General features: G+C 47.0%; 20 protein-coding genes. 18 read left to right on the forward strand and 2 right to left on the reverse strand.

Going from position 1 to position 22,746, the window contains the following annotated elements; translation table 11 throughout:
- Position 1 precedes the first annotated feature (1 nt).
- The 9 genes from AR333_RS05080 (at position 2) to AR333_RS05120 (ending at position 9,257) form a co-directional block, all read left to right on the forward strand.
- The gene (locus tag AR333_RS05080; RefSeq protein WP_009676594.1) at positions 2 to 262 is read left to right on the forward strand and encodes an IreB family regulatory phosphoprotein; all 261 of its coding nucleotides are present in this window, start codon (positions 2 to 4) and stop codon (positions 260 to 262) included.
- A gap of 47 nt (positions 263 to 309) precedes the next feature.
- Positions 310 to 720, forward strand: coding sequence for a Holliday junction resolvase RuvX (gene ruvX / locus AR333_RS05085; RefSeq protein ID WP_068774209.1), 411 nt, complete (start codon positions 310 to 312; stop codon positions 718 to 720).
- Positions 721 to 732: 12 nt separating this feature from the next.
- Positions 733 to 1,032 carry a DUF1292 domain-containing protein gene (locus AR333_RS05090; RefSeq protein WP_068774210.1) on the forward strand — a complete coding sequence of 100 codons (300 nt, stop codon included), beginning with the start codon at positions 733 to 735 and terminating at the stop codon, positions 1,030 to 1,032.
- Complete coding sequence (locus tag AR333_RS05095) at positions 1,029 to 1,325, forward strand: DUF1292 domain-containing protein (protein ID WP_068774211.1); 297 nt, start codon at positions 1,029 to 1,031, stop codon at positions 1,323 to 1,325. The genes AR333_RS05090 and AR333_RS05095 overlap by 4 nt, the downstream gene beginning before the upstream one ends.
- Before the next feature lie 79 nt (positions 1,326 to 1,404).
- Positions 1,405 to 2,484 (forward strand): endolytic transglycosylase MltG, encoded by a 1,080-nt coding sequence (gene mltG / locus AR333_RS05100; RefSeq protein ID WP_068774212.1) that lies wholly within the window; start codon positions 1,405 to 1,407, stop codon positions 2,482 to 2,484.
- 13 nt (positions 2,485 to 2,497) lie between these two features.
- On the forward strand, positions 2,498 to 3,430 hold the full coding sequence (locus AR333_RS05105) for a peptidase U32 family protein (RefSeq protein WP_068774213.1): 933 nt from the start codon (positions 2,498 to 2,500) through the stop codon (positions 3,428 to 3,430).
- A gap of 10 nt (positions 3,431 to 3,440) precedes the next feature.
- On the forward strand, positions 3,441 to 4,730 hold the full coding sequence (locus AR333_RS05110) for a U32 family peptidase (RefSeq protein ID WP_068774214.1): 1,290 nt from the start codon (positions 3,441 to 3,443) through the stop codon (positions 4,728 to 4,730).
- 227 nt (positions 4,731 to 4,957) lie between these two features.
- Positions 4,958 to 7,102, forward strand: a complete 2,145-nt coding sequence (locus tag AR333_RS05115) for a methyl-accepting chemotaxis protein (protein WP_068774215.1) — start codon at positions 4,958 to 4,960, stop codon at positions 7,100 to 7,102.
- Between the two features lie 187 nt (positions 7,103 to 7,289).
- Positions 7,290 to 9,257, forward strand: coding sequence for a penicillin-binding protein 2 (locus tag AR333_RS05120; RefSeq protein WP_068774216.1), 1,968 nt, complete (start codon positions 7,290 to 7,292; stop codon positions 9,255 to 9,257).
- Positions 9,258 to 9,268: 11 nt separating this feature from the next.
- Here AR333_RS05120 and AR333_RS05125 read toward each other — a convergent pair whose 3' ends face one another.
- Complete coding sequence (locus tag AR333_RS05125) at positions 9,269 to 10,573, reverse strand: ATP-binding protein (protein WP_156430832.1); 1,305 nt, start codon at positions 10,571 to 10,573, stop codon at positions 9,269 to 9,271.
- A 324-nt stretch (positions 10,574 to 10,897) separates the two neighbouring features.
- Between AR333_RS05125 and AR333_RS05130 the strand changes: the two genes are divergently transcribed.
- On the forward strand, positions 10,898 to 11,728 hold the full coding sequence (locus AR333_RS05130) for a lipoate--protein ligase family protein (protein ID WP_068774217.1): 831 nt from the start codon (positions 10,898 to 10,900) through the stop codon (positions 11,726 to 11,728).
- Positions 11,729 to 12,084: 356 nt separating this feature from the next.
- Here AR333_RS05130 and AR333_RS05140 read toward each other — a convergent pair whose 3' ends face one another.
- Positions 12,085 to 12,813, reverse strand: coding sequence for an esterase family protein (locus AR333_RS05140; RefSeq protein WP_068774219.1), 729 nt, complete (start codon positions 12,811 to 12,813; stop codon positions 12,085 to 12,087).
- 225 nt (positions 12,814 to 13,038) lie between these two features.
- Between AR333_RS05140 and pdhA the strand changes: the two genes are divergently transcribed.
- From pdhA to AR333_RS05180, 8 genes are all read left to right on the forward strand, one after another.
- Complete coding sequence (gene pdhA, locus AR333_RS05145; RefSeq protein WP_068774220.1) at positions 13,039 to 14,106, forward strand: pyruvate dehydrogenase (acetyl-transferring) E1 component subunit alpha; 1,068 nt, start codon at positions 13,039 to 13,041, stop codon at positions 14,104 to 14,106.
- A 136-nt stretch (positions 14,107 to 14,242) separates the two neighbouring features.
- Entirely contained in the window at positions 14,243 to 15,223 is a 981-nt protein-coding gene (locus AR333_RS05150; RefSeq protein WP_068774221.1) for an alpha-ketoacid dehydrogenase subunit beta, read from the forward strand.
- Between the two features lie 52 nt (positions 15,224 to 15,275).
- Positions 15,276 to 16,610 (forward strand): dihydrolipoamide acetyltransferase family protein, encoded by a 1,335-nt coding sequence (locus tag AR333_RS05155; protein ID WP_068774222.1) that lies wholly within the window; start codon positions 15,276 to 15,278, stop codon positions 16,608 to 16,610.
- Between the two features lie 4 nt (positions 16,611 to 16,614).
- Positions 16,615 to 18,030 (forward strand): dihydrolipoyl dehydrogenase, encoded by a 1,416-nt coding sequence (gene lpdA, locus AR333_RS05160; RefSeq protein WP_068774223.1) that lies wholly within the window; start codon positions 16,615 to 16,617, stop codon positions 18,028 to 18,030.
- Between the two features lie 202 nt (positions 18,031 to 18,232).
- Positions 18,233 to 19,291 (forward strand): diguanylate cyclase, encoded by a 1,059-nt coding sequence (locus tag AR333_RS05165; protein WP_084783507.1) that lies wholly within the window; start codon positions 18,233 to 18,235, stop codon positions 19,289 to 19,291.
- A 285-nt stretch (positions 19,292 to 19,576) separates the two neighbouring features.
- Positions 19,577 to 20,911 (forward strand): ABC transporter substrate-binding protein, encoded by a 1,335-nt coding sequence (locus AR333_RS05170; protein ID WP_068774224.1) that lies wholly within the window; start codon positions 19,577 to 19,579, stop codon positions 20,909 to 20,911.
- A gap of 83 nt (positions 20,912 to 20,994) precedes the next feature.
- Entirely contained in the window at positions 20,995 to 21,882 is an 888-nt protein-coding gene (locus tag AR333_RS05175) for a carbohydrate ABC transporter permease (RefSeq protein WP_068774225.1), read from the forward strand.
- A gap of 201 nt (positions 21,883 to 22,083) precedes the next feature.
- A complete protein-coding gene (locus AR333_RS05180; protein ID WP_367583924.1) occupies positions 22,084 to 22,725 on the forward strand; it encodes a carbohydrate ABC transporter permease in 642 nt (213 codons plus the stop codon).
- Positions 22,726 to 22,746 lie beyond the last annotated feature (21 nt).

The following is a 22,746-nucleotide window of genomic DNA, read 5'->3' on the forward strand; positions in this document are numbered from 1 at the left end:
CATGGATTTTATGGACAAAACAGTGAAATTCAATGTCAAAGCGGATGAGATCGAAACATCGCCCAAAGAAGTGCTTTTGACCGTCTACGATGCTCTGCAGGAGAAAGGCTACAATCCGATCAATCAAATCGTCGGTTACTTGCTGTCTGGGGACCCGGCTTATATTCCCCGGCATAACAATGCAAGAAGCTTGATCCGTAAGCGGGAACGCGACGAACTGATCGAAGAATTGGTACGCTCTTATCTCAAGGAGCATAAATAAACGGCCTTCTCCCAAACCGGTAGATGGCCGGCATAGGAGTTAGAAGTATGAGAACAATGGGCCTCGACTATGGTGACAAAACAATCGGCGTGGCCGTCAGCGACCTTCTTGGTCTGACGGCACAGGGCGTCGAGGTCATTCGAAGAACTAGTCCAGTGCGAGATTTTGACCACCTGAAACGGATAATTGGGGAGTACGAAGTGACGGAGATCGTGGTCGGCCTCCCCAAAAATATGAATGGCACAATCGGGCCCCGGGGAGAGATCTGCCAAGAATTCGCCGGCCAGCTCGAGGAAGCGTTCGCATTACCCGTACGCATGTGGGATGAAAGACTAACAACGGTATCCGCGACCCGCACTCTTTTGGAGGCGGACGTTAGCCGGAAGAAGCGTAAGCAGGTTGTCGATAAGATCGCCGCTGCGCTGATTCTGCAAGGATATATGGACTCTAAACGATGAGGTGATGGAACCATGGCCAAAGAAGAGGATTTTCAGCAAGAGGAAGCAGAAATTATTTATATCCCCGATGATGAGGGCAACGAAGAAGAATTCGAGGTCATCATGAAATTCGAAGTGGATGGTTCCGAGAAGAAGTATATGATGGTTGTGCCGGTCGAAGACGATGAGGATTCCGATGAAGTCTATGCATTCCGTTATGAGGAAGATGATAACGGTGACGACCTCAAGCTGTACACCATTGATGACGAAGAAGAATGGAATATCGTTGAAGAAACGTTTAATACACTAATGGCAGAAGAGGAAGAAGCATGAGTGTAAATCAGACGACCGAGTTGCGGACTTCATTCGGAGATGATATTATTTTATTCGATGAAAAAGACGAGTCTGTCGTCTACCGCATCTTGACCGAGCTTATTCACGAAGGGCACCATTACGCCATCCTTCAGTCGGAAGATATGAAGTTAGACGGGGAAATTTCCGTTCTTCGCGTATCGAAGAGTGAGACGGGCGAAATGGAGCTAGAGACCATCGAGGATGAGGATGAATGGGAAACGATCTCCGAGCTTTACGATGAACTCTCTTTTCCTGAACAAGATGAACCTTAAAAACTGAAGTAAACCCGAGCGGAGTCAAATCCGCTCTTTTTCATGCAGATCAGCGACTATTAGAGTTTTGGAGGGAAATATGGAGCGTCCTAAATCACGATTAAAACGCATTTTTGCTGTACTGCTCATCCTGGTCCTGCTTCTGGCAGGCGGTGCAGCAGCAGCTGCTTACTATATAAAAGGCGAACTCCAGCCTGTGGAGGCCTCTGAGCAGGAAAAAGTTTTTGAAGTGGTGCCGGGTGATGGAATCCAGAATATTTCGGCCAAGCTGCAGCAAGAGGGCTTGATCCGCAATGCGTCTATTTTCACCTATTACGTAAAATGGAAAAAGGAAGGCGGCCGCTTCCAGGCGGGAGAATACTCCGTTAAACCGGGAATGACGACGGATGAAATGATTGCTCTGCTGAACAGCGGACAACCTTCCAAGAATAACCGGTTAACCATTCCCGAAGGCTTTACTATTCCGCAAATTGCGGAAAAAGTAGATGAACAGCTGAAGCTCGATACGGAGGCCTTCCTCAAGGCCGCAGAAGAATACAAGCCCGGCAGCGGAGGGGAGATTCTTGCTTCCATTCCCGCCGATGCCAAATTAAAGCACAGGCTGGAAGGTTATCTTTTCCCGGATACTTATGAGGTTCCGAAGGATGCTACAGAAGCGAAGCTGGTTGACATGATGATCGCGCAGCTGCAGACGCGGGTAGACAGCTTACCGGCAGACTGGCAGGACAAGCTGAAGCAGAGCGGGTTGACTTTTCATCAGATGATGACAGTCGCTTCTCTCATTGAGCGCGAGGTGGTACTCGAAGAGGAACGTCCGATTGTGGCCAGTGTGATCTATAACCGGCTCAAAATTAAGCAGCCTCTGCAGATTGATGCTACAGTGCAATATGCGCTCGGCAAGCAGAAAGAGCGGTTGTTCGAAAGTGATCTTAAAATCGAGAGTCCGTACAATACGTACAAAAATCCCGGACTACCTCCGGGACCGATCGCAAGTCCCAGCCTCTCCTCCATTAAAGCCGCCTTGTACCCGGCAGAGTCCTCTTACTTTTATTATGTAACTAAAAAGGATGGAAGCAAGGGTCATTTATTCGGCGAAACATACAAGAAACACTTGGAGAATATTGAAAAGAGCAAACAAACAGAGAAAAACGCGAAATAAGAAGGTGAGCACGATGAGAAAAAAGCCGGAACTGCTCGTAACAGCAGGGAGCGCAGAAGAAGTAATCCAATTCATTGATGCCGGGGCGGACGCTGTTCTTGTCGGAGAAGCAGCGTTCGGTCTGCGTCTGTCAGGCGATATCATGATTGATGAGCTGGCATCCCTTATCCCGCTTGCCCATGAGCGCGGCGCGAGAATTTATGTTGCCGTGAACAATGTATTCGATAACGAGGGAATCGCCAGGGTAGAAGACTATCTCAAAAAACTTGCCGAGCTGCAGGTAGATGCCATTGTGTACGGTGACCCGGCAGTTCTGCGTATCGTACGGATTCACGGGCTCCAGCTGAGACTTCACTGGAATGCCGAGATGTCGGTAACGAATTACAGGTCGGCTAACTACTGGGCGGCAAGAGGAGCGGCACGCGCTGTGCTTGCTCGTGAGCTGAATCTGGAGGAAATACTTGAATTTAAACGTGGAGCGAAGCTGGAGGTTCAAGTTCAAGTGCACGGAATGACGAATATTTATCATTCCAAGCGGAATTTGCTCGGCAATTATTTTGAGCATTTGGGTAAAGATGCAGCTGCTATCGACCGGTCTATGCATAATGGCCTCTTCTTAATTGAGCAGGAACGTCTCGAAGAAAGATTTCCTATCTATGAAGATCCAAATGGAACTCATGTGATGAGCTCCGATGACGTATGTATGCTTGAAGATCTTCATGAACTGTTAGCTGCCGATATCGACAGTCTGAGAATTGAAGGGATATTAAAATCAACGGAATATATAGAGACAGTTATTCGTGCCTATCGCACGGCAATTGATTTGTATGCTGCTGATCCGGATGCGTACAGCTTTAATGAAGAGTGGCTGGATGCGATTCGCCGTTTACAGGATCCTGAACGGGAACTGTCTTTCGGATTTTTCTACAAAGAACAAGTATATTGAGGTGAGCAACATGAGTACTGCCGCAGCTGCAGTGGAAACCAGGGCCCGTGGTAAACGTGTCCGTTTGGACAAGCCTGAGCTTCTGGCTCCAGCCGGAAGCTTGGAAAAGCTGAAATTCGCGATTCATTATGGAGCAGATGCCGTATATATAGGCGGCCAAAAGTATGGTCTGCGCTCGAGTGCAGATAACTTCACTTTTGAGGAAATGCGTGAAGGGGTCGAATTTGCGAACCGTTACGGCGCCAAGGTATTTGTGGCAACGAATATTTACGCGCATAATGAAGATATCGAGGGATTGGACGAATATTTGCAGGAGCTTGAAAAGGCCGGAATTGCCGCAATTATTACAGCAGATCCGCTGATTATTGATACCGCAAGACGTGTCGCTCCCAAAATGGAGGTTCATTTAAGTACACAGCAGTCCGTAATGAATTGGCAGACTGTGCAGTTCTGGAAAGAAGAAGGAATTGAGCGGGTCGTTCTGGCCCGCGAGGTCAGCATGACAGAGATTGATGAAATCAAGCAGCATGTCGATGTGGAAATCGAAGCCTTCATACACGGCGCCATGTGCAGTTCTTATTCGGGCCGCTGCGTATTGTCCAATCATTTTACGGACCGGGATTCGAACCGCGGGGGCTGCTGCCAGTCCTGTCGCTGGAGGTATCGTCTCTATGCGAAGGGAGCTCCTTTATCCGACCCGCTCGCACAGGATTTCCCGCTGTATGAAGAGGAAGACGACGATTTCATGATGAGTGCCAAAGACTTGTGCATGATTGACCATGTGGCAGATATGATTGAATCGGGTGTTGACAGTTTTAAAATCGAAGGCCGCATGAAGAGTGTTCATTATGTTGCGACCGTGGTAAATGCCTATCGTCAAGCTATCGATAGTTATTTTGAAGATCCCGATGGATTTGAAATTAAAAGAGTGTGGCAGGAAGAGATTAATAAAGCCGCCAATCGTCCTCTCAATGCAGGATTCTTCTATGAAGTTCCGGACCATGAGGACCATATTTACGGACCGGAAGATAAAGCCGCTATTTACGATTTCGTAGGACTTGTGGTTGAATATGACGAAGCGGCTTCGACCGCACTCATCCAGCAGCGGAATTATTTCAAACCCGGTGCTGAAGTAGAATTTTTCGGACCGGGAGGGACTTTTTTCAAGCAGCGGGTTGAACAAATTCATGATGAAGAAGGCCATGAACTGGATGCGGCTCGTCACCCCATGCAGTTGATCCGGATTCGAACGGAACAACCCGTTAAGCCTCTGGATCTCATGCGCAAAAAATCGCGATAACCCTGTTTAAATAGCCGATTACCTACAAATAACGCTTGGCAGAATCTGTCAAGTGTTATTTTTTTTGTTTACTAGGTCTAGCGATACATAAAATCGACATTCTATAGGTGATTTGTCATCTTCCAGAGAGGATTTTGTTCATACTTGTTGAATTTATAGAGAATACATGGAAATTAAAGGGTTCGGCTTGAGTCTTTTTTCCTAAAACGAATTGGATGGTGATCTATATGAACGAAAAAATTAAAAAGACTTACAGCAGGGTCAGAGAACGCTTTCAAAAAAGTTCATCAGCATCGAAGCCGGACAACCTGCCGCCTGTGCAGAACCGACCATCCTCTGGTCTAAAGATAGTGAATCCAGCCAGATCGGTCGGCATGAAGCTGTTCTTAATCTTTATTGTCAGTATTTTGTTTTTTGTACTTACCGTAGGGATCACATCGTATCAAATATCAAAAGGGATGCTGCGTGACAAGGTCAGTGAGGCGTCCAGACAAACTATGATTCAGGCGGCGCAGAAAATGGATCTTCTTTTCCGCAGTTTTGAAGATCTTTCTATGCAGATGATGCTGGACAGGGACTTGCAATCCCAACTTAATATTCTAAGAGATGTACAACCAGGTACATATGAGCAGCTGGAGGCTTCCCGGAAAGTAAGCGAGAAAGTAGATACGTATACTTTATCCAATAAGGGTATTAAGAGTATTACTTTGTTGAAGAAAGACGGGCTTATGATCAATACAAACGGTTCCTCTTTCAACACTTCGGGAGCAGAGATTACAAATAAGGAATGGTTCAAACAACTGAGCAAAACTTCGGGGCAGGCTTTGTGGATGCCGACACTCCCGGAAGGGTATCTTAGCGGCGAGCCGACCCTTGCCCTGGGGCGCTATTTGAACTCAACAACTTCTTCAGCACCGCTGGCAATCATTGTGATGGAAATTCCGCTTTCTGTCATCAGTAAGGAATTAAATCTCATTCATTTAGGTGAGAACAGTACAATGTTAATCACAGATGCATCGAACAAACTCGTTTTTACAAATGAAGCCAATAAGATCGGGTCCGTATCATCGACTGTCTTAACAGAAGAACAGCAGAAGGTCGATTCCAGTGATTTTCAGTCTGCGGATGGAGGTATGGCGAATGTGTATGCTAAATTCGCAAGTACGGGCTGGTACCTGATTGGCAGTATGCCGATTAGTGAACTTGTTAAAGATGCGGATGTTATTTTTAACATCACGCTGAATCTGGCGATAGTGGCGGCCATTATTGCGGCTCTGATCGGACTTTTTGTGGCCCGGATGATCGGAAGACCATTGTCAGATATGGCCGGACTTATGCAGCAAGGTGCCCAAGGGAATTTGAATGTCAGAACCGGTCTGAAGACCAAGGATGAGATCGGAAGACTAGGTAACAACTTTGATCTGATGATGGAGCAAATTACTGCATTGGTCCGTCAAACGAACGAATCTGCTCAAGAGGTTCTGAATACGGCATCCGAAGTTGCCAATGCATCAAAAATCACGGCAATCGCAGCCAAGGAAATCGCTGTTGCAACGGATGAGATTTCGGGAGGCGCAGCAGGTCTGGCTACGGAGTCGGAACGCGGCAACGAGTTGACCTATCATATCGGACAGAAGATGCAGCTGATGATCGCGGCTAACCTGGAGATGGGCACGGCAGCCTCAGAAGTACGCAGTTCCGGAGAGCAAGGAACGAAATACATGGAAGAATTGAGAGATAAGACCGGACAAACGGAAGTGATGACCCGTTCCATGGTGGAGAAAGTCGATAATCTTAAGGAAAGTACGCGTTCTATCCGTAAAATTCTGGAGATGCTGCACAATTTGACGAAGCAGACGAATATTTTGTCACTTAATGCGACAATTGAAGCAGCAAGAGCAGGAGCATCCGGAAAAGGCTTCATGGTAGTAGCGGATGAAATCCGCAAACTGGCGGACCAGTCGAAGCATTCGATTGATGTAGTCGCAGGAATTACAGACACCATTCAGCGGGAGATTGACGAGACTGTCCAAGTGCTTCATAAGGCGTACCCGCTGTTTAATCAGCAGATCGGCGCTGTCAAAGAAGCGGATGGTATTTTTGCAGAAGTACAAAATCACATGAGTGAATTCATCGAGCGCCTGAACGATGTAACGGAATCCATCACGGATCTGGATCAATCCCAGGCCGTGTTATCGGATGCGATGACTAACGTCAGTGCCGTAGCCGAGCAATCGCTGGCCACATCGGAAGAAGTGGCATCACTCAGTACAGAACAGCTCAGTATCAGTGAGAATCTTGTCAGACTCTCGGACAGGCTGGAGAATCTATCAAATTCACTTAAAGATACCTTGTCTAAATTCACTGTCTAAAGATATGGAATGTTTCCTAGCAGTCTAACTCTGGTTATACCTCTGACTCGACTCCTGCCGGCCTTGCCGGCGGGAGTTTTTGTTTATGTTAAGGCCGTGATTTCTGCCGTAGTCCGGTGCGTCCGTATGTCTATTAGAAGGAATGTCTATACTGGAGGCAAAGACAGAGGTGAGGGGATTAAGGCAAATGCGGAATCGGCCCGGTAAACAGATGGCGATAATGAGGAATGATGAGAAAAGCGGCATGTTCACATATAAGAATGAAGAAGCTGGAGCGGGGACGGATTTGCCCGTGGGGCGATTAAAAAGAGAGGCGTTTACAAGCGATCCTCGAAGGAAGTTCTTTCTTCTTCTCTGCATGATAGGAATCATCTTTCTGCTGCTAGGGCGTCTGCTCTGGATACAAGTCGTACAACCGCATGAATTTTCTGCAAGAAAAGTGGATCTCGTTAAAAATTCCGTACTTCAGCGGCAGCGCAGTATTGTTCTGGATACGGGGCGAGGAGACATCTATGACAGAAATCATGTTCCTTTAACCGGAAAAACGATACGCACCGCGATTATTTTCCCTGTACACGCGAACTATATCGGGACCAAGGAGCAGCTGGCTGACGTCACTCAAGCACTGGGAGTCGGAGCGGAAGAGTGGACACAATATGTGCGGTCTCTTCAAGAGCCCGCACTATGGACGGGCAGCGTTAATGCGTCAGCAGAAGCTCCCCGCCGCAAGGAAGCCCGGACGAATCTGCCTCTAGAACTGACACCGCAGCAGATATCTCTTCTTACCGCTTCCGGCTTGCCTTATCTTCAGGTAACCGATTATAAGGTACGCTACTTTACTGATCAGATAGCTTCGCAGGTAGTCGGTTATATCGGACAGCACCCCGAACGAATTTCCGGTTTGTATGCGCAGGAGGTGGCGGATGGTCATCTTACATTGACGAGTGAAATAGGAGCTTCCGGACTGGAGAAAACGTTTGAGAACAGGCTTAGGGGTATTGGCGAGAAGACGCTGTCTATCTTTACAGATGCGCAGAGACGACCCTTAAACGCCCTGCATGCGAGAATTATTTCGCCGGAGCAGTCGTATTACCCCCTCCGTTTAATAACTACGTTAGATGCAAACATTCAGCAGAAGATCGAACAATTGATGGCCAAGCGTGAGATCCGGGAAGGGGCTGTTGTAGTTCTGGATGCGGCTAACGCGGACATAATTGCGATGGCTTCCAGACCCGCTTTTCGACCGGATGAAATCAGAATGAACGAGGGCAACTGGGCCAACCTGGGTCTGAAAGCAGCAGCTCCCGGATCTATTTTTAAAACAACAGTCGCGGCCGCAGCGCTGGAGGAAGGCTTAGTGACACCGGAAGAGAAATTTGACTGTCAAGGAGCATGGGGGAAGTATGGTTTTACCTGCTGGAAAAAAGAAGGTCACGGGGAAATTTCATTCGCAGAAGGATTTGCCCAGTCGTGTAATATTGTTTTCGGACAAGTCATGCAGCGTCTGAGTTCGGGGAAGCTGGAGAATTACGGACGCAGCCTGGGTTTGCTGACTTCCGTCGGCTGGCAAGGTGAGTTGACAGGAGGTGCGGCTGTAGCTCAATTAGACGGTGAAGAGCCTGGGCAATTGTTCGGAAAAGGTACACCGCCCGACGATGAAGGAGTCCGGCTTCAGACTGCTATCGGGCAGCGTGATGTCCAAATGACTCCGCTCCAGGCAGCTAATCAGATTGTAGCGCTTCTGAATAACGGACAGGTGCGTTCACCCCGGATAGTGAAAGAAATTCAATTTAAAGATGGTCTCGTCTTGGACAAGTTTAAAGAGAAACCGCTCCCTCTACAAGGTAAAATGATTTCGGCTGAGACAGCTAAGGAGTTGTTGGCTGAAATGCGTCTAGTTGTCGAGCAAGGCACAGCCAAGCAGCTGCAGCAGGCACAATGGGCCCTTGCCGGAAAAAGCGGAACCGCTCAAGTCGGATCGGGTACGCAGGAAACGGTGAACCAGTGGTTTGCCGGATACGGCCCTGTAACTTCTCCCCGGTATGCAGTAGCGGTACTGGTAAGTCACACCGCTCCCGAAGCACCTTCAGCAGCAGTGCCTCTTTTTCGTGAAGTGATGGATTTGCTGGCTGAACGTGATACGAACAAGAAATGACTCCGGACCTTTTAATGTCTTCTTCGTATAGATTTGCAGGCAGCCTGCGCTGCTGCGGAAGGGAATGCGATCAGCATGCACGTGCCTTTACCGGGTTCGCTGACAACATTGATCTTGCCGTTATAGCATTCGATAATCCGGTAAGCGACCATGACGCTTAATCCGGTTCCTTTTTGTTTTGTTGAATAAAAAGGGGAGCCGAGCCGCTTTATTTCATCAGGGGACATGCCGATTCCTTCATCTTCGATCGAAATATAGACTCGCTTCTCTACACGATACGCCCTGACCCTCAGGCAGCCTCCTTCAGGCATGGATTCAATTCCGTTTCTGGCTAACTGGGCCAGGCATTGTACCAGCTTGTCAGCATTTACCGTTAACCATAAGGAAGGCTCAACCGATGTATCGAGACGTACTTTCTGCTGGGACGCATAGACTTGGAGCTGCTTCTCCAGAAGAACGATAAGGTCGTTCATGGACCAGAGCGCTGTTTTGTCGGCATGAGGTGTTGCGAACGCCAGGTAACTGCTGATGATTTGCTGGACCTTGTCCATTTCCTCGATGACCATACCGGTATAGATTTTCTTCTTGGATTCACTCACTTCAGATTGAAATAACAACTGCATGAACCCTCTTGCCGTTGTCATCGGATTCCGAATTTCATGGGCGACAGAGGCTGCCAGTTCACTAAGCACATTCAGTTTTTCGGCGCGGTGAACTTCTTGTCTGAGAACTGCGGCTTCACGAATATATTCGGTTAAGTAGACGACCAGACCCATAGTTACACACTGGATCAGGATGGATGACGCATAAAAAAGGTGGAAATCTTCCGGTTGAGAGAGCCCTTTTATTTGATAAAACCATATTTTTAAAGCCGCAATAATGAATCCTAGCCCCCCCGCAAGCATTACAGGATAAATAATACGGTACAGACGGCGCTGGGGTTTATTTAATTTGAGGAACCCGTAAATGACTGCAACACAAAGAAACAAATAAAGACTTTGGTACAGCAAAAGATGTGGATACTTTACACTTAGAAAAAGTAGAACGGAAGCCGATACGAAAAAACCGGGAAGGCGTCCTCCATAAAGAAAGCTGGTCAGAACCGGAACCATATAAAGGCTGAAGTGCAGCCCGCTCTCTGAGCTGAAAGGATAAGCGGCACAAAGTACAGCCGCAAATAAGCTGAAAATCATCATAATTTTGCGGTCAAGACCGTGACTGGCTGTCCCGCGTATACCTTCGAAATAGGGCGACATCAGAACAGGAACTCCGGATAACAGGACATTACTTAACACTTCATGGAAACTTTTCAGCAAGTCGCACCCCTACTATCTGTAAGTTTTGGTGTAATTATGATTCGTTTAAACTATTTATTGAACAGGTGGCAGTCAATTTATTTATATTTAATTAGCTAAATTATTTCGAAAGTAAGAAAATTTTACCACAAATGGTACTTGAGTGTATTACTTCGACAGGTATTAACAAATTCCTACTAAAAGATTCATATTAAACTGTATTAATTAGAGAGATAAATTGCAGCCGGCTAGAGCTTCCCCTACAATAGACAAAAGAGTAAAATGACCAAATGAAGCAAGTAATTGAGAATGCCGACTCGGCTGTTGAAATAAGGGGAGTAAGAAATGACATCTAATCCGTTCACTTCAGATAAAATGATACTAATCGACCGGTCGGACGACCTTGAAGCGGATCTGTTATTTCCGTTTGCTTTGGAGGAACTGCTGATCCGTAAAGTGGGGGAAGAAGGCATTCCTGTGGTTCATATATGGAGGCATCCCCTGGGACTGGTGCTTGGATTAAGAGACAGCCGGCTGCCAGAGGCTAAATCTGCCGCCGGCAGGATTGCAGGCGAGGGACGCCAAGTGATCGTCCGCAATTCGGGTGGAGCGGCTGTTCCGCTGGATCCCGGGGTTGTGAATGTGACGCTCATTATGCCGAAGCCTGCAGGTAAAATTGATTTTCATGATGATTTTGAACGGATGTACCTCTTTCTGAGGGGGGTGCTGAATTCATGGAATGCAGGTGTGGATAAAGGTGAGATTGCCGGGTCCTACTGTCCGGGAGATTTCGATCTTAGTGTGGGCGGCCGCAAGTTCTGCGGAATTGCCCAAAGACGGCAGGCTCGTGCACTGTCCGTGCAGGCATTCGTCGTGGTAGAGGGCACTGGAGCGGAGAAAGCCGCTGTTGCGCGCTCGTTCTACGACGAAGCGGGGCAGGGCGCGCTGCCCGGCAGCTACCCGGTCGTCGAATCCGGGCGCATGACCAGCCTCGCCGAGTATGCGGGCGCTGAGCTGACCGCGCCCGCCTTCTGCCGCCTGACGGCCGAGTGGCTCGGCGATCAAGTGCAAGTGCGCGCGGCGAACTACCGTGAGTTCGCCGCGGATGAAGACATCGCGAGCATGATGGACGCGATGCGGGAACGCTACGGCTTCAAGGAGGAGTCCTCCGTTTGAAGCCGCTTCTCGTCCCAGAGAGAGCCTGCTGCCTGTCGGCTGCGTATCTCTGGGACATGAGGGGCCCGCGCTCGATTCTGTGCAGCGTGATTGCGTGGGAGTCTAAATCGGCTTGCGCTCTCCGATTCAGGTCTTCCGTGAAGAAAGAGATATCGATGTACTTCATGAGCGTAGGGTGATCTTGCGCGAGAGTCTAGGTCGCGCGTTGCCGTTTCAACGCGGCGAGCCTTCATGCCGCACCAAAAACCTGCAGAATCCGCCCGGGCGGGTCCTGCAGGTTTTTGGTGTAAGCGGTTTGTATGCGGTAAGAACCGCCAGCTGACTAACCAGGCGGTTCTGCCGGCGCAGCTATGGGCTCAGCCGAAAAAATATTCGAGCGTATTCGGCAGTTCTTTTTGCCAGAAGCCCCAGATATGCTTGCCAGGTTTCTCCTCATAATATAGACGGGTATTCTTCTGCTCAAGGATCGTCTTCGTCAAACGGTTTGCTTCTACGAAATTATAGATACCGCGCTCTGTTTTGACTTCTTCTTCATCCAGACCGATTAACATGTAGAGCTCCAGCCACGATAAATCGGTCTGGGCTGCCAGCTCTTCCCTCGTAGGCTCGAGAAATGCGCCTGACAGGGATATTACTTTCGTAAACAGGTGAGGATAAGCTAAGGCAAGATGAAGGGAAACCGTACCACCGAGTGAGTCCCCGGCTAGTACGCGTTCGGTTTTGTCCGCGCGAACCGCATATCTGGACTCAATATATGGAAGCATTTCTTCGGCGAAGAAACGGATATAGGCGGTATGGTTTTCACCATCCGGTGAATATTCCGAAGTCCGTATTTTAACATTTACATCGACGCCGACAATAATAACCGGTTCCCAACCATGGTCCAGGATACCAGCAGTCATCGAGGTCGCTATCCTTCCGAAATTAAAAAATTCTTCTCCGTCCTGACAGTAGATGACGGGATAAGACAGCACTTCGTTATAGCCTGGAGGCAGAAAGACTCTGATCGGCCGGGTAGAATTCAGGTGAATAGAGGCAATTTCTTCTTTTACAATGGTTCTTTTATAAAGACGAGCATCGGTCATGGTGACTTTCTTCCTTTCTCCAAAAGGGGAGGTTGTATTATAATAGTGTGAAGTTTTTGTTAAACTGTATTATATATATAATGAAACTGTATTATTCGCGAATGTCAACTATCCGCAACTATACCAATATACCTGTTGATATTCGATACGAAACAGGTTTATAATAATTAGTATAACAGAAAGTCTTTTATCTGGCAGGAAAATCATAGATGAGGTGACAATCACATGAGCAAGCCGCAGTATGAAGTTAGCTCCGAGCAAGTACAGCCCTTGACAATCATTGGACCGGACGGTTCCGTGGTCAACGAGGAGAAATTGCCGAAACTTAGCGACGATCAATTAAAGGAATTAATGCGCCGTATGGTGTTTACACGCGTTTGGGACGAACGCGCAATCAATCTGGGCCGTCAAGGCCGTCTGGGTTTCTACGCGCCGGTATCCGGTCAGGAAGCTTCAATGATCGGAAGCGAATTCGCCCTTAAGAAGGAAGATTTCATTTGTCCGGGCTACCGTGATATGCCGCAAATCGTATGGCACGGTCTTCCGATGTATCAGGCATTCCTTTACTCCCGCGGTCACCAGCATGGCGGCGAAGTACCGGCTGATGTAAATGTATTGATGCCTCAAATTATTATCGGGGCACAAATTCTTCATGCAACAGGGATCGGCATGGCTTTCAAGAAAAAAGGCGAACCGCGTGTTGCGATTACTTATACCGGTGATGGCGGCAGTTCCGAAGGCGACTTCTACGAAGGCCTGAACTTTGCGGGTGTTTTCAAGCTTCCGGTTGTCTACATGGTTCAGAATAACGGCTACGCGATCACGACTCCATTCTCCAAACAGACCGCTGCTCAATCTATCGCTCACAAGGCTTTAGCAGCAGGTATTCGCGGTGTTCAAGTTGATGGCATGGACGTACTTGCTGTATACGCAGCGGTATCTGAAGCAGCTGAAATCGCACGTAATGGCGGAGGCGCTACGCTTATCGAGTCCCTTACTTATCGTTTCAAGCCGCATTCCATGGCAGATGACACGACTAAATACCGTACGAAGGACGAAGAAGGCGAATGGGCTCCGAAAGATCCGATCGTCCGTTTCCGCAACTACCTGACCCAAAAAGGTCTTTGGAGCGAAGAGGAAGAAGCAAAAGTGAAAGAGGAAGCTAAAGCAACCGTGGCTGAGCAGATCAAAAAAGCCGAGCAGACTGAGAAAATGACAGTAGCCGGACTGATCGATTCCATGTTCGAAACTACGCCTAAGCACCTGGAAGAGCAAAAAGCCCAGTATTCCTAAGCGTTCAGCATAAAGCGAAATAAATAATAAGGATTGCGGCCCTATTCCAGGCCGTAATCATCTTTTAAACAAAACTTTCGGTATAATGCCGTGTTCTTTGACGAAATGAAGAACGATATGGGAGGCAGCAGATTTCATGGCACAAATGACAATGGTTCAAGCTATTCAGGACGCAATGCGCGTTGAGCTTGCAAGAGATAAGAATGTTGTGTTATTCGGGGAAGACGTAGGCCACGTTGGCGGTGTATTCCGTGCTACGGAAGGACTTCAGAAAGAATTCGGCGAAGATCGTGTATTCGATACTCCGCTTGCTGAATCCGCTATCGGCGGTCTTGCTGTAGGTATGGCGACACAAGGCTTCCGCCCGATCGCCGAAATTCAATTTGTGGGTTTTATCTTTGAAGCGCTTGATCAAATGGCTATCCAGGCGGCACGTATGCGTTACCGTTCAGGCGGGGCTTACCAGGCACCGATCGTATTCCGTACTCCTTTCGGCGGCGGCGTTAAAGCAGCTGAACTGCATACGGACTCTCTGGAAGGTTTGATGCTTCAGACACCGGGTATTAAAGTAGTGATCCCTTCTAACCCGTACGATGCCAAGGGGTTGCTGATTGCTGCAATCCGCGATAACGATCCGGTCTTCTTTATGGAGCATTTGAACTTGTACCGCTCTTTCCGTCAGGAAGTTCCGGAAGGCGAGTACACGGTAGAGCTTGGTAAAGCAAACGTGGTTCGTGAAGGTTCTGATGCGACAATTATTACTTATGGAGCAATGGTGCATACTTCTTTGAAAGCAGCCGAAGAGATCGAGAAAACCCGCGGTGTCAAAATCGAGGTTATTGATCTTCGTACCATTATGCCGATTGATATTGACACCATTGTGGAGTCTATCAAGAAGACTAACCGTGCTATCGTAGTTCAAGAAGCACAGAAGACATCTGGAGCAGCAGCGGAAATCGTTGCCCAGATTAACGAGAAAGCGATTCTTCATCTGGAAGCGCCGGTACTTCGTATTGCAGCCCCTGATACGGTGTATCCTTTTGCCCAAATTGAAGATCAATGGCTCCCGACACCTGCCCGCATTATCGACGGTCTCAACCAGGTGCTGGATTTCTAAAGCTGTTAACGGCTGAGCGAAATCACTACTTATATATAGGAGGTTGTTCTTCTTGGCACGTTTTGAATATAAATTCCCGGAACTCGGCGAAGGCATTCATGAAGGCGAGATTGTCAAAGTCAACGTCAAACCAGGCGATAAGGTAGACGATGATACCATTCTCATGGAAGTGCAGAATGACAAAGCTGTCGTTGAAGTTCCTTGCCCGGTAAATGGTCAGATACAAGAAGTGCGGATCAAAGAAGGTCAAGTATGCCATGTCGGTGAAATTGTTATGATCATTGACGCGGAAGGCGAACTTCCTGAATCCGAGGCTCCTGCTGAGGCTTCTCCGGAAGCCGCTACACCAGCGCCGTCTAATGCTCCTTCTACTGAGCTTCCACAGAAGGAAGATAAAAGCGCTCCGACCGCTCCGGCACCGGAAGAAATGAAGAACTCCGAAGGCGGCGAAGGCAAGCCTGCTTCCACGCCGAAGAACGTTCTTGCAACACCTAGTGTACGTAAGTTTGCCCGTGAGAAAGGTGTCAATATCGGAGAGGTTTCCGGCACAGGCAAGAACGGCCGCGTAACTCGCGAAGATATTGAAGGGTTCTCTGCAGGCGGTGCAGCGAAAGCTGAAGAACCTGCTGCTGAGAAAACAGCTGCTCCTGCTAAAACAACTGCTGCACCGGCCGTTCAAGGAGAACTTGAAGAAGAGCGTATTCCTTTCAAGGGAATCCGCAAAGTGATTGCGAATGCTATGGTGAAATCCAAGCAAACCGCTCCACACGTTACACTTATGGATGAAGTTGACGTAACCCAATTGGTAGCTCTTCGCACCAAAGCGAAGCCTCTTGCGGAGAAGAAAGGTGTTAAACTCACTTATCTTCCATTCATCGTGAAGGCTCTTGTAGCGGCGTGCCGCCAGTTCCCGGTTATGAACGCGATGATCGATGAGGAGAAGCAGGAGATCGTTTACAAGAAGTACTTTAATGTCGGTATCGCAACGGATACAGACAATGGTCTTCTCGTACCGGTCATTCACCATGCGGATCGTCAGAACATCTGGATGATAGCGGATTCCATCCGTGATCTGGCAACACGCGGCCGTGACGGCAAGCTGACTCCTCATGAAATGAAGGGCAGCACGATTACGATCACGAATATCGGTTCCGCAGGCGGAATGTTCTTTACCCCTGTCATTAACTATCCGGAAGTTGCTATTCTGGGTACGGGACGTATTTCGGAGAAGCCGGTCGTTAAGAACGGTGAAATCGTTATTGCTCCGGTAATGGCTCTATCTTTAAGCTTTGATCACCGTCTGGTTGACGGCGCAACAGCACAAAATTTCATGAACTATATCAAGCAGCTGCTTAACGATCCAGAGCTGCTCGTGATGGAGGTATAAACAAATGGTAGTAGGAGACGCTTCTTTAGATATCGACGTTCTGGTAATTGGTGCAGGTCCCGGTGGTTATGTAGCTGCAATCCGTGCGGCACAATTGGGTAAAAGCGTACTTATCGTGGATAAATCCGAATGGGGCGGCGTATGCTTAAACCGTGGTTGTATCCCGTCTAAGGCTCTTATTTCTGCAGCACATCAATACGAAGCAGCACAGCATTCTGAAGTTATGGGCGTTTCGGCTCAGAGCGTGAAACTGGACTACGCCAAGACGCAGGAATGGAAAGCTTCCGTTGTGAAAAAACTGACCAGCGGTGTTGCCGGGCTCCTTAAGGGCAACAAAATCCAGATGTTCCAAGGCGAAGCTATGTTTATCAACGAGAACGAAGCGCGCGTCTTTAACGATCAAGAAGCGCCGCGTTACCGTTTCAAGCATTGCATCATCGCAACAGGTTCCCGCCCGATTGAGCTTAAGCCGTTCCCGTTCGGCGGACGTATTCTTTCCTCCACGGAAGCGCTGGAGTTGAAAGAAATTCCGAAGAGCATGGTTGTAATCGGTGGCGGTTATATCGGAATCGAGCTTGGACAGACGTTTGCTAAGTTCGGAACGAAAGTAACGGTTCTGGAAGGATCCGATACTGTACTTCCAGGATTCGAGAAGGAAATGTCCCGTCTAGTTGCTAAGAATCTGTCTAAAGTAAATGTAGAAGTATTTACGGAAGCAATGGCTCAAAGCTCCGAACAGACAGACAAAGATGTTACCGTTACCTTTACTGTAAAAGGTGAAGAGAAGAAAGTAACAGCCGATTACTTGCTGGTTACAGTTGGACGCCGTCCTAACACCGATGGTGAGCTTGGACTGGACCTGATCAACATCAAATTGACCGACCGTGGTCTGATTGAAGTTGACGAGCAGGGCCGCACGAGCATCCCGCATATTTTCGCGATTGGTGATATCGTTCCGGGTCTTGCACTGGCGCATAAAGCATCTTACGAAGGTAAGGTTGCTGCCGAAGCTATCGCTGGCCAGCCGAGCGTTGTAGATTACAAGGCTATTCCAGCCGTAGTCTTCTCCGATCCGGAGATCGCAAGTGTTGGTCTGAACGAAACGGAAGCTAAAGAGAAAGGCATGAACGTATCTGTAGGCAAGTTCCCATATGCAGCTAACGGCCGTGCGCTTTCCCTGAATGCAACTGAAGGTTTCGTTAAGATCGTAGCAGACAAGGAGACGGGTCTTGTTGTCGGCTCCCAAATCGTAGGACCGGAAGCGTCGAACCTGATCGCTGAAATCGGCCTTGCCATTGAGATGGGTGCTACTCTTGAAGATATCGCCCTTACGATTCATGCCCACCCGACACTTGGTGAAATTGTAGCTGAAGCTGCTGAAGGAGCCCTGGGTCACCCGATTCATATGCTGGGCAAATAATTTGGCCGGATAATTCATTAAATTGGTCTTTTAATAAATAAAGACATGCGGTGGAGACATTCTCTGCTGCATGTCTTTTTTATTTGCGTGTGATCTGAAATGTGTCTTCCAGAGGAATTATATGGTATATTATGCCTATGAAAAAGTGAGTATTTAGAACTACTTTGATTGTTTTTGGGGTTTTCACTAGGAGATGATAGGTATGATTAAGGAGCTAATCGTAAATTTTGCGCTGTTATTAGCCTTCTTGTTTGGTGTCAGCCAATTATATAAGAATGAAAAATTGGATTTTAAGTCGTTTGGAATCAAAATAAAAACAGGCTTGTTCACAGGTGCCTTTGGAATTGTACTCATGTATTTCAGCATTCCTGTCGATTCATCCACTTTCGTGGACTTTCGGGGATTTGCCATTCTTCTTGCTGCACATTTTGGAGGCTTCTATTCAGCGTTGATTGCAAGTGTTCTGATTGGGGCTTCACGCGTTGTTTTTTTTGGTGGAATTAATTTGTCTTCCGTTATAGGGGTAATGAATATTCTTGTGGTAGCGGGGATAGCCAGTTTAATTGTTCATAGAGAGAAGAAATATTGGTCTCGGTGGGCCAAGATGATAATGGTTCTATTGGTCACTTCTGCTCTTAGTTTATATGCGGCGTTGGGCTTTAAAAGCCTGGATCTCCTGCCTGCTTATCTGGGTACGATGATGGTGGCCGGTTTTTTTACCGGTTATATGGTCGATTACATTGTTCGGGCTCACGATATGTTTCTGATCATGAAAGAAGCTTCCCATAAAGACTACTTGACAGGTCTTAATAATCACAGGACGTTTGATAAATTATTTAATGAATTAGTTACCTCTGCAAATAGCAAAGAAGAATCGTTATCTTTGCTTGCACTTGATATTGATCATTTTAAAAAAATTAACGACACCTACGGACACCCGGCTGGAGATGCAGTGTTGCAGCAGCTTGGTAAATTGTTTCAAGAATCCACCAGACGTATGGATGAAGTATGCCGCACGGGGGGAGAGGAATTTGCTGTACTATTGCCAGAGTGCTCTTTGGAGCAGGCCCGGGAAGTAGCGGAGACGATTCGTACGCGTGTAGAGAAGCATTCTTTTATCCTGGAGAACGGGCAGCATATTCGTCTAACCATATCGGTGGGTACGGCAACGTATCCGCTTATTGCCCCGGATCTGCTCATGGAAGAAGCTGATAAAGCCCTATACCGGGCTAAACATAATGGACGCAATCAGGTTTGTTAATTTCGCCTGGTTTGTCGACAAAAACTGCGGCTGAAGTTCCCGCCTCAAGTCGAACTTTTGTTAAGTCCTTAATGATGAAGAATAGTCTGGCGGGACTACTAGTGTCCGTTGAATGAGGGACTGGGACTTTCTCTCCATAGAATAAGAAATAATCTTCCGAAACTGTGTTTGGGTTGAGAGAATTTTATCCCCTCATAATTGAAATGAGAACCTGCCGGATATGATAGATCCAGGACTATAATCATATTGTAAGAAACAAATTAAAAGTTTTGGGGAGGTCTACAAATGAAAAAGAAATTAGTGACTACGGTTGCACTGGCTGTAGGTCTGACATCTGTTCTTGCAGCTTGCGGCAAGGAACCTGCTGCTTCAACTAATCCGGGTGCGACTTCAACAACAACAGCACCTAAAGAATTCACAGTATCTTTCCGTCATACTCAAATTAAAGACACGGCTAAGAAGAGAAAGGCTATGTTCGAAGACGTGCTTAAAGAGGTTGAAGGAAAAGTGCCTGGGCTTAAATTTGAGCCGGAAGGTGTAGACGAAGTAGTTAACCGTGACACGAAGCTGAAAGCGGAAATGGCTGCCGGCAACCCTCCAAAGATCTTCGAATTGTTTGGCGGCGCGGATACAAAGAACTATGCGAAAACAAACAACCTGCTTGATCTGACACCAATCCTGAAAGAACTTAACCTTACTGACAGCTTCGTAGACCTGTCCGAGTTTACTGTAGATGGCAAAGTTTACGGACTTCCGACTGCAGGATACATTCAAGGTGTTTTCTATAACAAGAAAATTTTCAAAGACAACGGCGTTGAAGTTCCAAAAACTTATGCTGAATTCCTGAAAGTTGCCGAAACATTGAAAGGCAAAGGCGTTACTCCTCTTGCTCTGGGCGGTAACGAAGCATGGGCGCTTAATATGCTGCCTAACACACTTTATGTCCGTAACGGTGGACAAGAAGCTGTAGCGGGTCTTGTAAGCGGAACGACCAAATGGACGGACGAAGCTTTCGTTAAAGGCCACAAGCAATTTAAAGAAGACATGTGGGATAAAGGATTCTTCAACCAAGATGCACCAGCTCTGAAATATGCTCAAATGCAAGATTTGTTTGCAGGCGGCAAAGCAGCTATGATCTTCGATGGCGGCTGGGCTAACCAGAAGTATTCCAATCCGGATCAATCCAAAATCGTAGCAGACCTCGGATTCTTTAACTTCCCGACAGTTGATGGCGGTAAAGGTAATGAACTGATCAACGGTTCTTACTCCAACGGTTTCGGTTTCTCCGCGAAGCTGAACGAGAACGAGAAGAAAGCCGTAACTGAATTCATTAAAGTAATGTACTCCGAGAAATACCAAGTTCGTCAGCTGACTGAAGAAGGATTCTTCCCGTCCATGAAGCTGAAAACTGGAGATGTTAAGCCAATCATCAACGAAATGCTTAAAGCGGCTGAAGGCAAGAAAACATTCCCTGCATTCGATGCAGTTGTTCAACCAAAAGTGAAGCTGGATCTTGAGAACGGTATGCAGGCACTGGTTGGCGGCAAGAAGAAAGTTGAAGAAGTCCTGGCGGATGTTCAAAAATCCCAGGAAGCTGAGAATAAAAAAGCAGCAAAATAATAAGCAAGAGATAAAAATTAAACGGGTATCACCCAAAGTGGTACCCGTTCTTATTCACATTCGTGTGAAGGATGGAGGCTGCTATGAATAAGGTTTATCGAAATCCTCTGGCATATTTGGTGTTTATTATACCTACCTTATTTTTTTACTGTACTTTCTATTTATACCCGCTGCTCTCAACGCTTCGTTATGGTTTTACCGACTGGGACGGTTTAACGGCTCCGGCTTTTAACGGGCTTGATAATTTAATGAAAGCAATGGGGGATGAATACTTCTGGACATCTGTTAAAAATAATTTGTACTTCATTTTATTTTCAGTCTTTGTTCAGGTCCCTGTCATTGTCATCTTCTCCGTATTAATCTCTGAAGTTAAAAAACTGCGCGGTTTTTATAAAACAACCGTTTTCCTTCCTAGTATTTTGTCAACCGCAGTTGTTGGCGTACTTTGGTCGATTTCAGTTTTTGATCCTACTGTTGGCTTGTTAAACAAAATTTTAGATTTCACCGGTCTTTCGAGTCTGACAAGATTGTGGCTGGCTGATGAATCAACGGCCATGTTATCCATTTTGCTTACAAACGCCTGGCAGTGGACGGGTTTCTACATCGTTCTTGTACTAGCTGCCATATTCGGTATTTCTAAAGAAATTTATGAGGCTGCCGAGATCGATGGGGCAACCGGTTATCAAAGAGCGCTTATGATTACAGTTCCGCTCATCAGACCAATCCTTGGTGTCATTGTCCTATTGTCGATTACCGGAGCTATGAAGGCACTGGATATTGTCATGGTTATGACCAAAGGCGGACCTTATGGTGTAACGGAAGTAATGGCTTCTTATATGTATAGAATCGGATTTACGAGCAATGATTACGGATACGCCAATATGATCGCCATTCTGATCTTTGTATTCACGCTCATCATTACTCTATTCAGCAATATGCTCACAAAAAAATTAGAGGATGTGGAGAACTAGATGGCGAAATTTAAGAGTGGGTTTCTCCACACTTTCTTGCTTGTATATGTATTTGTGACCTTGTACCCTCTATTCTGGGCCTTTCAAAATTCATTTAAAAAGCACGTGGATATCGTTGAAAGCCCGTTTTCTCTAATCAGAAATTTTACGGTGGACAACTATATTAATGCCTGGTCCAGTTCCAATATTGGACGTTACTTTATGAACAGCCTGTATATAAGTACATTTTCTAGTATCGTAACCATTGTTTTAGCTTCTATGACGGCTTATGCTCTTACAAGAATGGTATTCCCTAGAATGAACAAAGTGGTCACTGCCGTATTCTTACTGGCTATTATGGTTCCGGCAGGTTCCCTGTTAATCCCTCTTTATAAGTTTATTCTTACGATAACAAATAATCTTGGCATCAAACTTTATGACACTCACTGGTCCTTGATATTGCCGTATATCGCCTTTGGATTGTCTCTTTCCATTATTATTATTATGGCATTTATTAAGTCACTTCCCAAGGAGCTTGAAGAAGCCGGTGTTATGGACGGCCTCTCCATCTACGGTTTGTTTACAAGAATTGTACTGCCTCTTATGACTCCGGCAATCGTAACGGTGTTTATCATTAACTTCCTGGGACACTGGAATGAATTTGTCCTGGCGAATGTTATGTTGTCCAAAGAAAACCTGCGTACTTTACCGGTTGCTATGGCTTCGATGAACAATGGATTATCGATGAACTATGGTAGTCTGCTTGCGGCAACCATGTTCAGTATTATTCCGGTCGTCATTATTTATGCTATACTTCAAGAGAAGATTATCGAAGGCTTGGCTGCGGGAAGCGTCAAAGGGTAAAGGGAGAGGGAAGAGGAACAG

This window comes from Paenibacillus sp. FJAT-26967 (assembly GCF_001541095.1).
In the GTDB taxonomy this organism is placed as follows: Bacteria; Bacillota; Bacilli; order Paenibacillales; family NBRC-103111; genus Paenibacillus_F.

Excerpts from the sequence above, each read along its gene's own strand:
- AR333_RS05080 (WP_009676594.1), top strand. The coding sequence starts at position 2 with ATGGATTTTATGGACAAAACAGTGAAATTCAATGTCAAAGCGGATGAG.
- ruvX (WP_068774209.1), top strand. The coding sequence starts at position 310 with ATGAGAACAATGGGCCTCGACTATGGTGACAAAACAATCGGCGTGGCC.
- AR333_RS05090 (WP_068774210.1), top strand. The coding sequence starts at position 733 with ATGGCCAAAGAAGAGGATTTTCAGCAAGAGGAAGCAGAAATTATTTAT.
- AR333_RS05095 (WP_068774211.1), top strand. The coding sequence starts at position 1,029 with ATGAGTGTAAATCAGACGACCGAGTTGCGGACTTCATTCGGAGATGAT.
- mltG (WP_068774212.1), top strand. The coding sequence starts at position 1,405 with ATGGAGCGTCCTAAATCACGATTAAAACGCATTTTTGCTGTACTGCTC.
- AR333_RS05105 (WP_068774213.1), top strand. The coding sequence starts at position 2,498 with ATGAGAAAAAAGCCGGAACTGCTCGTAACAGCAGGGAGCGCAGAAGAA.
- AR333_RS05110 (WP_068774214.1), top strand. The coding sequence starts at position 3,441 with ATGAGTACTGCCGCAGCTGCAGTGGAAACCAGGGCCCGTGGTAAACGT.
- AR333_RS05115 (WP_068774215.1), top strand. The coding sequence starts at position 4,958 with ATGAACGAAAAAATTAAAAAGACTTACAGCAGGGTCAGAGAACGCTTT.
- AR333_RS05120 (WP_068774216.1), top strand. The coding sequence starts at position 7,290 with ATGCGGAATCGGCCCGGTAAACAGATGGCGATAATGAGGAATGATGAG.
- AR333_RS05130 (WP_068774217.1), top strand. The coding sequence starts at position 10,898 with ATGACATCTAATCCGTTCACTTCAGATAAAATGATACTAATCGACCGG.
- AR333_RS05140 (WP_068774219.1), bottom strand. The coding sequence starts at position 12,813 with ATGACCGATGCTCGTCTTTATAAAAGAACCATTGTAAAAGAAGAAATT.
- pdhA (WP_068774220.1), top strand. The coding sequence starts at position 13,039 with ATGAGCAAGCCGCAGTATGAAGTTAGCTCCGAGCAAGTACAGCCCTTG.
- AR333_RS05150 (WP_068774221.1), top strand. The coding sequence starts at position 14,243 with ATGGCACAAATGACAATGGTTCAAGCTATTCAGGACGCAATGCGCGTT.
- lpdA (WP_068774223.1), top strand. The coding sequence starts at position 16,615 with ATGGTAGTAGGAGACGCTTCTTTAGATATCGACGTTCTGGTAATTGGT.
- AR333_RS05165 (WP_084783507.1), top strand. The coding sequence starts at position 18,233 with ATGATTAAGGAGCTAATCGTAAATTTTGCGCTGTTATTAGCCTTCTTG.
- AR333_RS05170 (WP_068774224.1), top strand. The coding sequence starts at position 19,577 with ATGAAAAAGAAATTAGTGACTACGGTTGCACTGGCTGTAGGTCTGACA.
- AR333_RS05175 (WP_068774225.1), top strand. The coding sequence starts at position 20,995 with ATGAATAAGGTTTATCGAAATCCTCTGGCATATTTGGTGTTTATTATA.
- AR333_RS05180 (WP_367583924.1), top strand. The coding sequence starts at position 22,084 with ATGAACAGCCTGTATATAAGTACATTTTCTAGTATCGTAACCATTGTT.